This window comes from Pedobacter sp. UBA5917 (genome assembly GCF_002432345.1).
GTDB lineage: Bacteria > Bacteroidota > Bacteroidia > Sphingobacteriales > Sphingobacteriaceae > Pedobacter.
Genome location: NZ_DJDT01000158.1, coordinates 1 through 14,625 on the forward strand (window position 1 = coordinate 1; position 14,625 = coordinate 14,625).

11 protein-coding genes are annotated in these 14,625 nt (G+C 40.2%); all 11 read right to left on the reverse strand.

Going from position 1 to position 14,625, the window contains the following annotated elements:
- Window positions 1-138: 138 nt before the first annotated feature.
- On the reverse strand, window positions 139-3,525 hold the full coding sequence (locus tag B2V92_RS09995) for a DEAD/DEAH box helicase (protein WP_293307436.1): 3,387 nt from the start codon (window positions 3,523-3,525) through the stop codon (window positions 139-141).
- A gap of 263 nt (window positions 3,526-3,788) precedes the next feature.
- Complete coding sequence (locus B2V92_RS10000) at window positions 3,789-4,115, reverse strand: helix-turn-helix domain-containing protein (RefSeq protein WP_293307438.1); 327 nt, start codon at window positions 4,113-4,115, stop codon at window positions 3,789-3,791.
- Window positions 4,116-4,117: 2 nt separating this feature from the next.
- On the reverse strand, window positions 4,118-4,459 hold the full coding sequence (locus B2V92_RS10005; protein ID WP_293307440.1) for a type II toxin-antitoxin system RelE/ParE family toxin: 342 nt from the start codon (window positions 4,457-4,459) through the stop codon (window positions 4,118-4,120).
- 251 nt (window positions 4,460-4,710) lie between these two features.
- The gene (locus B2V92_RS10010; RefSeq protein ID WP_293307442.1) at window positions 4,711-5,742 is read right to left on the reverse strand and encodes a GntR family transcriptional regulator; all 1,032 of its coding nucleotides are present in this window, start codon (window positions 5,740-5,742) and stop codon (window positions 4,711-4,713) included.
- Window positions 5,743-5,784: 42 nt separating this feature from the next.
- Window positions 5,785-7,170: an FGGY-family carbohydrate kinase gene (locus B2V92_RS10015; RefSeq protein ID WP_293307444.1), complete on the reverse strand. Its 1,386-nt coding sequence runs from the start codon at window positions 7,168-7,170 to the stop codon at window positions 5,785-5,787.
- A gap of 14 nt (window positions 7,171-7,184) precedes the next feature.
- A complete protein-coding gene (locus B2V92_RS10020; protein WP_293307446.1) occupies window positions 7,185-8,465 on the reverse strand; it encodes a TIM barrel protein in 1,281 nt (426 codons plus the stop codon).
- A 188-nt stretch (window positions 8,466-8,653) separates the two neighbouring features.
- Window positions 8,654-10,774 carry a bifunctional aldolase/short-chain dehydrogenase gene (locus B2V92_RS10025; RefSeq protein WP_293307448.1) on the reverse strand — a complete coding sequence of 707 codons (2,121 nt, stop codon included), beginning with the start codon at window positions 10,772-10,774 and terminating at the stop codon, window positions 8,654-8,656.
- Between the two features lie 29 nt (window positions 10,775-10,803).
- Window positions 10,804-11,898, reverse strand: coding sequence for an L-rhamnose/proton symporter RhaT (rhaT, locus tag B2V92_RS10030; protein ID WP_293307450.1), 1,095 nt, complete (start codon window positions 11,896-11,898; stop codon window positions 10,804-10,806).
- Window positions 11,899-12,228: 330 nt separating this feature from the next.
- Window positions 12,229-13,077, reverse strand: a complete 849-nt coding sequence (locus B2V92_RS10035; RefSeq protein ID WP_293307452.1) for an alpha/beta fold hydrolase — start codon at window positions 13,075-13,077, stop codon at window positions 12,229-12,231.
- A 6-nt stretch (window positions 13,078-13,083) separates the two neighbouring features.
- Complete coding sequence (locus tag B2V92_RS10040) at window positions 13,084-13,557, reverse strand: nucleoside triphosphate pyrophosphohydrolase family protein (RefSeq protein ID WP_293307454.1); 474 nt, start codon at window positions 13,555-13,557, stop codon at window positions 13,084-13,086.
- Between the two features lie 308 nt (window positions 13,558-13,865).
- A complete protein-coding gene (locus B2V92_RS10045; RefSeq protein WP_293307456.1) occupies window positions 13,866-14,600 on the reverse strand; it encodes a LytR/AlgR family response regulator transcription factor in 735 nt (244 codons plus the stop codon).
- Window positions 14,601-14,625: the final 25 nt, after the last annotated feature.

Here is a 14,625-nt window from a genome sequence, read left to right on the forward strand (position 1 = left end):
TCGAGCGGAGTGCAACGCAGTCGAGAGATCTGTTGCGATAAATCTCTCCATTCCACTGCGTTCCAGTCGAGATGACGAGCCTTTTATAATAGTTAATGAGTGCCTTGGTTCGTACCTCCTCGCAATGACGTCATCGTGTCAACTCAACAATCCCAACAACTCTTTTTTCGTTAAATGTTTAAACAAACTCCCATCGGTTTGAATGAGATCTTTAACGAGGTCTTTTTTGGTGGCCTGTAATTTCATAATTTTTTCTTCAATGGTATCAGGACAGATTAATCGTACTGCCATCACATTTTTGTGCTGACCGATCCTGTATGCACGGTCTATTGCCTGGTTTTCTACCGCTGGGTTCCACCATGGATCTACCAGGTACACATAATCAGCTTCGGTTAAGTTCAGTCCCGTTCCACCTGCTTTTAAACTGATCAGGAAAATAGGGATATCGGCATTCTCCTGAAATGAAGCAACAGCCTCAGCTCTTTTCCGGGTTTGGCCGGTGAGGTATTCATATCTGATCCCGCGGTTTTCCAACTGTTTTTTAATCAGATCGAGCATGGTTACAAATTGAGAAAAAACCAGGATTTTATGTTTTCCGGCTTTGCTTTCTATCTGCTCCATCAACACATCAATTTTTGATGAGGCCTGCAGGTACGATTTTCCATCAGCTAATAAGGCTGCAGAATTACAGATCTGCCTTAAAGTGGTGATGCTCTTCAAAACATGCATGGAGCTTTTAGGCAGTTCATCTTCCTGTTTTCCCAAAATAAAATCCTGTATTTCCTTTTTATTGGCTTCGTACACTTCGCGTTGCTCCTCTCCCATTTCGCAATACAGCACAATTTCTGTTTTATCAGGAAGTTCTTTTGCCACCTGCTCTTTGGTCCTGCGGAGGATAAAAGGTCTGATTTTCTGCTGCAGTTCTTCCGCCCTTCGGCTGTCCTTAAACTGATCGATCGGGGTTGAATATAAATCGGCAAACTGTTGTTTGCTGCCGAAAAGCCCCGGACACGCAAAAGATAGCTGTCCGTACAGATCAAAAGTATTATTTTCGATCGGTGTTCCCGTCATCACCACTTTGTTCCTCGATTGCAGCATCCGAACGGCTTTGTAACGCTGCGATTCAGGATTTTTGATCAATTGTGATTCGTCTAAAAAGATATAGTTAAAGCGATAATCTTTTAAGAATCGGATATCAGAAAGCAGCGTTCCGTAAGAGGTTAAAATAATTTCGTAAGCATCAAAACTATCGGTGGTTTTGGTGCGTTCGCCAGCATAAATGGTTTTTACCTTTATCGATGGTGCAAATTTCTCTACTTCGGCTTTCCAGTTGAAAATTAACGAAGCCGGAACAACCACCAGGTTGGTATTGTGTTTAACTTTTTCCCTTTGCGATAAAATAAAGGCCAAAACCTGAATGGTTTTCCCCAAACCCATATCATCGGCCAGGCACGAACCGAAGTTAAAATCATCTAAAAAGTTAAGCCAGTTTAAACCATCTTTTTGGTAATGACGCAAAGTTGCGGTTAAACCTTTTGGTACTTCAACTTCCTGAATAGCATCGGTCCCTTCAAATTTCTGTTTATAAAGTTTGAGTTCATTTTTTACATCACCATCCAATAAAGCATCCTCATAAAGCTCGTTTATGGTCGCAAATTTAATTTTTGGAGTTAAAATGGCTTCTTCTGTAATTTCACCTGCATTAAAATAAGTGGTAAACTTTTCAATCCATTCTATCGGTAAAATACCCTGTGTACCATCATCGAGGGTTACAAACTTGCTTTTGTTGCGGATTGATTTGTGCAGGTGTTTTAGCGCAACCTGTTGTTTGCCAAATTTTACCTTTACCTTGGTTTCGAACCAATCGGTACCGCTTAATACCTCAATATTGATTTTAGCCTGAAATTCGCTCAATTTATTGTTTTTGAGCTGATTGAAACCCAAAATATGGATGCCTTTGTTGCGCCAAACTTCAAATGCTTCAAGAAACCATGCCTCTTCCATAAATCGTTTACGGTGCAGGTAATACGAATCGTTGGTTTCCTGATCGTAGAAATAAGGATGCTGCTTTAAAACATTGCCGATAAACTGCATTTCGGCTTTTTCATCACGGTGAAGGGTAAATAAATTGCCCAGTTTATCCTGTGCCTGAATCTGTTTTTTGGATAAAACAGGAATCTCCAGATTGCCATAACGCATCACCGGAGTAAGAAGGATATAATCTTCGGATTCGGAAAGGTAGATCAACTGTTCGTTTTCGAGGTTGAAACCTTTTTCTTCAATCTGGCTTTTGGTTGCGGGTTTTAAGTAAGAATAATCTACATGGATACTGCCTTCCAATTGTATCAGGATTGCCTTTTGAAACTCAGGATATTTGCTTTTATGCAGTATTAAACGGTTACTTTGTTTTTTGAAAAAACCGATAACCCGTAAAAAATCAAGTCTGCCGATTAAATAAAGCTGATCTTTAAGTTTAACAAAATATTGATGCACCAATACGATGTTATCAAGCTCATAAGATTTCCCTTCTATAATCAACCGTCCGGTAATTTCGTAATAATCATCACGCTGGTTTACCGAAAGCCTTAGATCTACCTCCAATAAATGAACATTTACAGCTGTGATGGTTGATGCCTGGATTGCAGAAGATTGTTTGCTATCCTGTAGATAAAAAGGTATCTGTTGCGGATTTTTTACAACTGCTTTTAAAGCTTCTATCTCTGCTTCACTTTGGTCGTTATTGTAATTTTGCTGAAAAGTACCTATTCCGCTATAGAATTTTAAGAGTTCATGATCATCAGTTTTAAAAAGCAGATCTGATGGATTAATTCTCTTTAGCGGATTTTTAACCTTTCCGCTTTTAGTAGTTTCGGCCTCGAACAGTTCTACCGTTAAATTATTGTAGTAGCGGTGCTGTCCCAATACCAAAATCATCTTACCCTGGATATTTTTTGCCTGCACTTTTTCCCTGGGTTTTACCGCAGGCAATAAAAGGCTCTCTAATTGTTGCTGGGCTTCTTTATTAAAAGGCTGCAGCGCATCCATTTTGGGTTTTATCTCCAGCTGACCATCTTCAAACCTTAAATTAAAAAGATTGTCGAGGTTTTGTTCCTTTTCCAGACCATAATCCAATGCAATTTTAGCCAGTTTCTGCTGACGGAGGTTGCTATCGAAAAAAATAAGTAAATCCTGACGCTGAAGAATATTGTACAAAACCCTGGCCTGGTGTTCGCAGAGTTTATTTTTAGGCGTGGCACAACGGCAGGAAAGTTTTACGGAATTTGAATGCTGCTGAACCTGAACAATCGGAAAAGGTAATCCGGAAGCTTCATCGCTAAAAGCGGCATAATCAATTTCTAACTGCTCTGGAAAAAGATGGTAAAAGCCTTTAACATCAGTGTAGATCAATCCATTTAAATGTTTGAGGATCACGATCTGGCTAAGATTTTTCAGGTTAAAATCCTTTAAAATATAATCGTACGGATTTTGATCTGAAACCTGATGTGCTGTTACCTCTTCACTCATTTAAATAAAATAGCTGAATGCTAAATTAATCATTATTCGGTTTTGGCTAAAACCTCATTTTAGGTTTTTATGAACAAAATACATAATCGTCATGCTGTCCCGAATCTTCGGGATCAGCATCTTTCCTGTAAGAAAGACCCTGAAATAAATTCAGGGTGACGGCTCGCGTTTCACAACGCAGTCGAGAAATCTGTCTACATAGATCTCTCCATTTCGCTACGCTACAGTCGAGATGACGACATAATTAAAACTTTTTTTTTGCACTAAACTAATTTAATATGTTGTTTTTCAAGCGTAACATTGAAATGAATATCAGCCTTTAATGCTTTAAATACCTTTAAAATCGTATCAATTGTTGCACTGTTTGTACTGCTTTCCAATTTGGAAATCTGGGATTTTTGCACACCAACAAGTTGTCCTAACTGTTCCTGGGTCAAATTACGCTCCTGTCGTGCCGTTTTTATCATTCTTCCCAAAACATCCATCCGCAGTTCATACTCGTATTCTTCCCTTTCGATAGTACCAACCTCCCCGATGTATTTATCCTTCATCTCGGCAAGCGAATAAATTTTATCCTCCGTAGCTTTCATTTTTATTTTTTTAATTTATTTTCAAAATACCTCGACCTTAAACTAATGGCTCTTTCAATTTCGTTTTTGGGTACTTTATCTACCTTTTTGATAAAGCCGTGTGTTGCAATAACCAAAGTCTCCCTGCCATCAATCTTATCCCAAAAAGCTAAAAGCCTGATCTGAAGCCCTGCATATTTAGTCCGAAATTCCCAGATGTCGTGCTGTAATTTTTTGAAAAGTTTGGGATCATTTGTTTGTTCGGCGAGGTCAATATTATAAAATACCTTTCTAGCAGATTTAGCATCCAATTCGGCAATGAATTTATTTGCTTCTTCTAAAAATTTTGTTTGAAAATATTGCAACGCCTTTTATTTCAAAGATAGGAAAAGTTTCCAAATTTAGCAACTTCAATAAAAAAATTCGTCATCTCGACTGGAACGCAGTGAAATGCCCGCCCGCTTCGGGCAGGGAGAGATCTATCTCGAGGTAGATTTCTCGACTACGCTGCGCTCCGCTCGAAATGACGGTAAAATAGGATAGTTAGATGCGGAAACTTCTTTGTTAATAATCGAATTTTATGCAATAAACCATTCCTCGAAATCACGTGCTCACTTCACAAGGATTTCCTCAAATTCAAATAAAACGGAACTTCTATTTTCTCTGTTTTTCCGGTAAGAATAAATTCGGCTGCCTGTTCTCCAAGTTTGCCAAAATCAGTAGAAATGGTGGTAATTCCATCCAAAATAATCCTTTTTAAAGGGGTTTCGTTGTAAGAAATTACGCCAACATCTTCTCCGATCTTCAGTTTTTGGGCTATCAAACGTTCAATCAACATCACCAGATCGTCTTCCATTAGATTAATGTAAACCTCTCCGGGGCTGATTTCTTCGTCTTTAATATTGTGGATCACTTTATGATCGAAAGCGTATTGCTGGCAGAAACGGTAAAATCCGGTCAAGATTTCGTGGGGGAAATAGCTGTTTTTTGGAAAGATGATTTTAAGTGTACGGTAGTGGGAAAGCCGATCTAAAGCCTGTTCCAAAGCTGCATAAATATCCTGGGCAAAATTTTCGTAGGCCGCAGCATAATCACCAGTTATCCCCGGCAGGAGTTTATCCAAAATAACCAGTTTTTCTTTAGGGATGGTATTGATAATTTCGTGGGCATTTTCGCCTCCTTCCAAAAAATGCGGAATGATCACAAAGTGCGAATAATCATCGCGTTTGGCCACAATCATTTTCTTGAAGAGGGCAAAATCGTTGTTATAGATGTAAAAATCAATCGCAGCACGTTCTCCCAGGGTTTTGGTAAAAGAATCGTAAATGATCTTTTTATGGGTACTGAGCTTATTAAAAAGCAAACAAACCTTTAATTTCCTGGAAAAATCGGTATTTACAATAAAATAGCCCTTGCCGGGAACAGAATCCACAACACCTAATTTCCGGAGATTGCGGTAACCTTTTTCAGCAGTATCCCTCGACATTTCCAAACTAAAACTCAATTCGTTTATTGAGGGCAGCAAACTGTTTTTAAGCAACTTACCACTCTCTATAGCGGCCAGAATAGCATTGGTTAACTGCTTGTATTTCGGCGTCGATGAATATTCGTCGACGATGATGTAAGGGATTAAATCTTCTGGTTTCAAAACGGTTACATTGGTGTAAGGATTTCTAATATAGCGAAATTCTTAAAAATCAAGGCTACGCTGAATGGCAGAATAATATTTTAACTGGATCATATCCGTTGGTGCAGGGTTTTCATTCCAGGCATCGTTTATGGCCAAAGCAGTGCCTATGGCCGTAGCCTGCGAAACGGAAGAAGCATAAACCTCGATATCGGGAACGGAAGTAGCCAAAAGATGCATGTAAATGGCATTTTTACCAAAGCCGCCATCAACAAAAATTCTTCTTACACCCGCATTTAAAATCAGTTTTAACGAATAAACCTGTTGTTTAATCAGATCGAAAATTAATTGGTGGTAGGCTTCCTCCGCAGTCTGAAAAAGATTCAGATCACGGTGTGGGAAAGCAGAATTTGCCGAAAATCCCTCTTGTTCCTTTTGGTTTTCAGGTATCTTATTCGCCAGTTTCAGGATCATTGAAGGATTAAATTTGAGGTGTTTAAACAGATAAGCCGCCCGGTCGAAATGTTCGGCAATACGTTTAAGCTGCACTTCATGTTCGTAACCGGCAAAAATGCGCGAGGCTTTAACTGCTTTTCCCTTATAGTGCATGTAACACAGGCAATCCTGTTTCAGCTCGCCTGCAGTTAAAGGCTGCTGGTTAAAAGGATTTAAACTGATGCACCACGTTCCGGTGGAGATAAGTACAAAAGGTGTATTAAAATTGGCGAGATACGGAATTAATGCGGCAGAACTATCGTGCAATCCAACACCAACATTTAAAGTTTTACCTTCAAAATCGGTTACCAGGCTCGAATCGGCAGGGGTAAATCCGCCAAATTTTTCCTCAATTTTCTCTGCTGAAACCCAATGGTGATAGTGGTTTTTACCGAAATCCCAAAGCTGGGTATGGCAACCTATACTGGTAATATCGGCCACCGCTTTACCGGTAATTAAATAACTTAAATATTGCGGTAGGTGTAAAGCCCATTTCACTTTGTTGAAAACAGCAGGTTTTTCGTGTTTTAAACGGTACAGTTGCATGCCCGAATTTAAACTGCCCAAAATTGGAGATGCAGTTTCTAATGAAATCTTTTCCTCTCCCCCATATTCGGCATAAAAGGCTTTTTTAAGTACCTCGGGATAATCCTTTAAATAATTGTAAAGTGGTGTTAATGGCTCACCGCTTTCGTCCAGGTACACAAAACTCGCACCATAGGTAGAAAAATTAATGGCTTTAACATCGAATTCTTTTAACTGCAATACCTGATGCAGGGAATCGTAAACAGACGAGCGTAAACTTTCGAGGTTCTCGCAAACTTCGCCATCTTCATCAACGGTTTCAACAAAACGTGCAGAACGTTCGTAAACAATCTGGTAGTTGTCGTCGATAAGGAACAGTTTTTTATTTGTTTTCCCAACATCAAATATGGCAATAACAGGTTTTGGCATTTTTAATCTCCTATTTATAAACCTGTTGCAACAGTATTTCCGCGGTGATCGACTAAATTATTTCTTACATCTAAACCACGGTATAAGGTAATCGGCGATAAAGCTGCACCGGCCCTTAATCTGGCTTCGGCCACCAATGCCCTTAAATCGCTACGGAAAGTATGCTGTAAAATTTCCTGGGCTTTGGCTACGTCGTTATTATCCTGGGCCTCGGTTAATGCTTTCCGATCAACCAAAAGCGCCTGGGCATAAGCAATCATAATGGCCTCAACAGATTGTAATAAATCTTCCAAAGGATCTTTCACATTGTGTGAAGCATCGATCATCCAACCTAAATCTTTTGCATGGTTCATACCTTTTGCGTCCATTCCTTCTACCAGTTCGTTAAAAATCAGGAACAACTGGTAAGGTTTGATACTTCCGGCAGTTAAATCATCGTCGCCATATTTAGAATCGTTAAAATGGAAGCCACCCAATTTTCCTTCCATTAACAGTAGGGAAACAATATGCTCAATGTTGGCATTTGGTAAATGATGACCCAAATCAACCAAAGTATAAGCCTTTTTACCCAGTTTGCTGGCGTATAATAATGATTGGCCCCAATCGCCAACAGTAGTAGAATAGAAATTAGGTTCGAAAGCTTTGTACTCCACAAAAATCTTCCAATCTTCGGGCAATGCAGCATAAATTTCGTGCAAACTTTCTAAAGTATTCTCAAAAGCCTTACGGAAATTAAGCTGTCCGGGGAAACAGGAGCCATCGGCAAGCCAAACGGTTAAAGCATCAGATCCTAGCGCAATGCCGTGTTTAATTACTTCGATATTATGCTCAATGGCCTGTTTACGGATATCCTTATTTACATTTTGCAATGAACCGAATTTATAGCTGTATGCCGAACCCGCCTGATCCTGAAAAGTATTGGAATTCATGGCGTCGAACTTTAAACCATAATCAGCAGCCAAAGCTTTTAAGGCTTCAGCATTTTGGGGAATATCCCATGGAATATGCAATGAAATGGCACCACTTGAGCCATTAAGTGCATGTAATAGGCCAACATCTTCTATTTTTTCTTCAATGGTGCGCGGTTCTCCACCTGTAATGGCAAAACGGCCAAAGCGCGTTCCGCCTGTACCCAATGCCCAGCTTGGAATGGCAATCTGAAAATCGACCAGTTTCTGGATGACGCTTTCGAGATCAACGTGTGCCCAATCTTCTTTTAAAAAGGCCAATTTGCGCTGATGTGAGGTTAAAAGGGAGTCGTTATGCTTTTCTATATGGTTCTGCCCGATATTCATAGGGATATTTGGTTTTTGTTAGGTTATTGTTGTGGCGATACAATCGCCGTTCTCATTCATCCCCGTTGCAAACGAGGACGATATAAAAATTAAAGTCATTTTCGGTCTGTGAGGACACAGACCGAGGAAACTTATTTATTATTATTTTTCGCCGTGGTCTGTGTCCCCACAGACCACTTGTCTTATTCTTATCTTACAAATGCCATAGCTACACCGCCATCAACATTTAAAACGTTTCCCGTTGATTTATGCAACAGTCCGCCAACAAAGGCAAAACAGGCATTGGCAATATCATCAGGTAATATAATCTGGTTCAATAAAGTACGTTTTGCATAATATGCAGGCAATTCGGCAACGGTAATTCCGTATGCTTTTGCACGACCTTCAGCCCAACCGCCTGCCCAGATATTACTATCACTGATTACGGCATCTGGATTAACTACGTTTACACGGATATTATCGGCTCCAAGTTCGGCAGCATTTAGCCTGCTCAAATGTAATTGTGCCGCTTTTGCACTGCCGTAACCGGCATTGTTCGGTCCGCTTACCAGGGCATTCTTACTTACAATATTAATGATATCGCCTCCAATATCCTGCTTTTGCATCGTATTTGTTGCAGCCTGGGTAATAAAAAACTGACCTTTCACCAATACATCGTACAGCAGGTCCCAATCTTTCTCGGTATGATCGGCAATGGTTTTCGAAATGGATAAACCAGCATTGTTTACAATAATATCAACCCCACCAAAAGCCAGTGCAGCCGAATCGAATGCATTATTGATATCAGTTTGGCTCGTTACATCCAAAATAGCGGTACTGTAAGAATCTTTACCAAACTGGACAGCAAATTCTGCTCCGGCGCTTTCCAAACGCTCGGCATTCATATCGTTCAGGATCACTACACCACCTTCGGCAACAAACTTTTTGGCAATCGCTTTACCAATACCTCCGGCACTTCCCGTAATCAGTGCAATTTTACCTGTTAATGGTTTAGGTTTTGGCATGCGCTGTAACTTTGCTTCTTCCAGCAACCAATATTCGATATTGAACGCTTCCTGATGTGGTAACGAAGTATATTCTGAAACCGCCTCGGCACCCTTCATTACGTTAATGGCATTGATATAGAATTCTGCCGCAACCCTTGCCGTTTGTTTATCTTTTGAGAAAGTAAACATGCCGATGCCCGGATATAAAATCACCACAGGATTGGTATCACGTATGGCCGGGCTATTTGGATGTTTGCAGCTTTCGTAATAATCGGTATACATTGCCCGGTAAGCTTCGAAAGCAGGAGTTAAAGTCTCTTTTAAAGCTTTAACATCTGATAAATCTGCATCGCTATCTAAACTTAAAACCAGCGGACTGATCTTTGTTCTTAAAAAGTGGTCCGGACAGCTCGTTCCCATTGGGGCTAACCGGTCTAGATCATTCGAATTGATAAACTCCAATACACGGTTATCATCGGTAAAATGACCGATCATGTGCTGTTTAGAAGAACACAAACCTCGTAAAACAGGTGCTATTGCAGCTGCTTGTTTTTTACGCTGGTCTGCCACAGCGCTTTCAATTTTCTGTCCGCCAAAAACCGGACCTTTTTTACCATAATTCTGGTTCAGGTAATCCGAGCAGATTTCGATTACCTCCAAAGTATTCAGGTAACTTTCGTAAGCGGTATCGCCCCAGGTAAACAAACCGTGCGAGCCCAGCATAATGCCACGGATACCCGGATTTTCATCTAAACACTGTTTTAACTGCAGGCCCAACTCAAAACCGGGTTTTTTCCACTCTACCCAGCCAATGGTACCACCAAACAATTCGTGGGTAATACGTTTACCATCTTTTGCCGCAGCAATAGCAATCGCTGCATCGGGATGTAAGTGATCAATATGTTTAAATGGCAAAAAACCGTGTAAAGGCGTATCGATTGAAGGCGCTTTAGAACTTAAATCAAAAATGCAGTGGTTAAACAGTTCAACCATTTCATCTTCATGCTCCACACCGCGGTAAATATTTTTCAGACTGCGCAAACGCTCTACATATAGTGCAGCGAGGCCACTTTTCTTTAGTGTTCCCAAATCGCCACCCGATCCTTTCACCCACATTACCTCGGTTTCTAAACCGGTAAGCGGATCTTTTTCCAATAATTTACAGGAGGTATTTCCCCCGCCGTAATTGGTAAGGCGTAAATCGGCGCCCAATAAATTAGAACGGTAAATTAAAAGGGCTACTTCATCACCAGCCAGCTTTGCGGCCTCTTCCTCATTCCACAGGTAGCTTACATGCTTATAATTTTTTGTATCGATCGACATTGTTATATTCTATTTTAATTTTTTATTGATTAAACTTTTATTGAATTTCCGTACCCTACGATGAGTACTGAAATGATGATGGTTAAAATGCCGACCAAAACGGTAAGCAATGTTTTTTTGGATACACCTTTCCACTCTTTTAGTATCAGGCCCCATACATTGGCAATAAGGATAATAAAAGCCATGTGCAGGATCCACGAACTGGCCCCATTGCCCATTTTGCTTTCGCCCATACCGTAGAAAAAGAACTGTAAAAACCATGTGGTACCCGCCAGTGCTGAAAAAATATAGTTTTTTAACAATGGTGTTTTTGCATTGGTATAATCGCCAAATGTTTTATTACGGGCGTTAAGTACCATGCACCAGATAAAATTGGTGGTTAAACCGCCCCAAAGCACAATGATATAGGTAACATTGTTCTGGAACAGAAAATTACCGTTTTCAGCAGGGTTAGCAACTTTCCAGATGGCATTTGCAGCATCAGCCATGGGTTTTCCGGCTTCGATACCAAAGTTGAAACAGGCACTTAAAACACCTGAAACAATGCCGACAAATAACCCCAGTCCGAATTTGTATTCTGTTTTTATCTCCAAACCATGCGGATCGGTAACAGCAGATTTCATTTCCTTTTCTTTCATCATACCTGCTTTACCGCAGATTATGATGCCCAAAACGCAGACTAAAAGTCCGAGGAGTACCATTCGGCCCCAATCGGTATGTAAAAACATGCTAAAAGTATCTTTACCTGTCTGCGGAAAAAAATCGAAGTAAATGGATGGTAAGATGGAACCCAAAACCATGCAGAGCCCCAAAATGATGCTGCTACCCAATGATACGCCAAGGTAGCGGACTCCCAAACCATAGGTTAAACCACCAATACCCCAAAGAATACCGAAGAAATAGGTAAGCCACAAAATACTTCCATTGGTGCTGCTGATGATTGCCGTAAAATTTGGTATGGTTAAAAACGCAGCAAGCGGTGGAACGATTAGCCAGGAGAAAAGCCCCCCAACAATCCAATAACTTTCCCAGGCCCAACCTTTAACTTTTTTATACGGGATATAGAAACTTCCGGAGGCAAAACCACCGAAGAAATGAAAGATAACACCTAGAATTGCCTGCATGTTCTATTTATAATATTTGGTTGCCCTAAAATAGAATTTACAGCGGCTTTAACTGTTATGCACTGTTATGGATTTGAATTAGAGTTGTCAACTTTAATAGCGAATAGGCCGGAAAGTTGACAACTCTTTTAATGGAGTTAGTTTAGTAAAGCCACAGAGGCGCGGATTAGCACAGAAAGTCGTCATCATCTCCATTGGATCACTCGCCCCATGCCGTCATCTCGAGCGGAGCGCAGCGTAGTCGAGAGATCTATCTCGAGTTAGATCTCTCCCTGCCCGAAGCAGGCGGGCATTTCGCTATGCTACAGTCGAGATGACGAATTGATGGTATTAAAACGTAGAAATCTTTTGCACAATATCCTCAATCACCTCAACCGATTTTAGGATTTTGTAATGCCCTACACCTTCGAATGATTTTGCATTTATTGCAGGGCTTTTATCCAGAAATTCTTTTAGAAATGGATACGGTGAGATATGATCTTCGGGATCGAAGGCCAGAAAGTGCTTTGTATCCGTACTTAACCGATAAAGTTCGGTAAGGTTAAAATAACTGGCCGGTACCGGAAATTCTTTTTCAAAATTGGCAAAAAAGATATCCTGATCTTTGGCTCCGATATTTACCGAATCGAGGCTTTGCTCAAAGTTTTCTTTTAAACGGATTAATGGTGCAATACTGATCAGGTGTTGCGGAGATAAACCCAGTTCCTGCAAAGCAATTACATTGGCCATGCCTCCAAGCGAATGCCCGATAAGTACATCAGGCTGGGCATAGTTTTGTGCAATGGCTTTTACCGAATCGGCATATAACATCAGGTTCGAAAATTCGGATATAGAACTTCCGTTTCCGGGTGCATCAAAAGCAATAATCTCGAGGTCGTCGATTTTCTGTAATTCTACGATCAGTTCATAAAAATCCAGTGCTTTTGAAGCCCAACCATGTGTAAGCAATATTTTCCGCTTGCCATTGCCCCAACTGAAACAGTTGATGGTAACTTCGGCATTGGTAAAATAAGTATCAAAAACCTGCAGACTAAACTGTTTTGAAGCGGCAATAAGCTGTTCCTGATGCAAGCGTAAAGGCATTTTGGGCGAGTAAAAAATAAACTCCCGCATTAAAGCTGCATCGAGGGCATCCTGAGTTAATTTCAGGTCGGTTACTAACTGTTTTAGCCTTTTCAATTGAACTTAAACTAAGTGTGATTTTAAATCAGCAGGCGAATAATTGATCGATTTTAAGGTTTTATCGTCTGATTTTCTGAAAACAAGGAACAATCCGTCGATTTCTTTATAATAAGATTCGGTTTGATCCTTATCTAAATAAAACTGGATGGTTTTTTCGGCTTCTTCAACTGTTTTGCAGGCCTTGCTCATGTTAGAGCGGTGAACTTCATCAAACAGGGTTTTAAATTTTGCCCCTAAACCAAATTCGTGTATGGCACCAGCCAAAACATACTGCAGATCGCAAAGGGCATCGGCCACTTCAACCAGATCATTGTTTTCTACTGCTTCCTGTAATTCTTTCAACTCTTCCGCCAAAAGCGAAATACGGAGATTAGCCCTTTGTTTTGAAGGAATAACAGGGTTTTCGAGAATAGGATGTTTAAAGGTAGTGTGAAATTCTGCAACCTGATTGAGCGAATTGGTTTCTTGTACGGCCATTTTTTGATTTTAATCTTTACGCAGCAAACTTAAAAAAATCAGGAGAAATATTTTGGGGATTTTATGCACACTGTGATTGGTTAACTGGTTAATTGTTTAAACTGGTTAACTGCTCTGTGAAAACGACCTATTAGACTGCTCAATTGTTGGATGGCTATATTGTTAAATGCAAATTGCCAAGAATGGTTTAATCGGTTAATTGTTTAAACTGGTTAACTGACTAGTGAACTCCAACAATAAAAACAATCGAGCAATAAAGCAATGGCTAGCCAACTATGCTCAGTTAACCAATTAACCGATTTATACAGTTAACCATTTTTCTTCCCTTCCCTTACCACTTTAAAAAACTCTTCCTTATAAGTTTCGCCTATCGGGATTGCCTGATCGTTAATAAAAACTGTATTGCCATCAATCATTTTAATTTTTTCGAGCGAGATGATATACGATTTGTGGATGCGGTAAAACGGTGGCTGTGGAAGTTCTGTTTCGAGCTCGCGCAGTGATTGATACGTAATGATCCTTTGCGTAGCCGTATAAACCGAAACATAGTTTTTCAATCCTTCTACATATAAGATATCATCATAATTAACCTTGATAAATTTATTCTTGGTATCACCTTTAATAAAAATAAAGTCATTCCCCTGCGCAACCTGCTGTACAACCACCTCCTGCTGAACAGGGGCAACTGGTGCCAAAATCTGTTGCGCTTTGGTTGCTGCTTTGTAAAAACGTTCGTAAGAAATCGGTTTTAGCAGATAATCTACCACATCCAGATCGAAACCTTCTAAAGCATACTCGGGATAAGCCGTGGTGAGGATTACTTTACATTTTCCTCCACAAATCTTCAAAAACTGGATTCCGGTAAGTTCAGGCATCTGGATATCCAGAAATACGAGGTCTACCTTACCCTCCTGCACCATGTTAAGCGCTTCAAAAGCATTGGTAGTGGTGCCTATCAATTCTAAAAAAGGGGTTTTATTGATAAAGGCAGCAATAATATCTGAAGCGTAAGATTCATCATCAACAGCAAGGCAACGGATCATGGGTAGGGTTTAGGGTTTAGGGTTT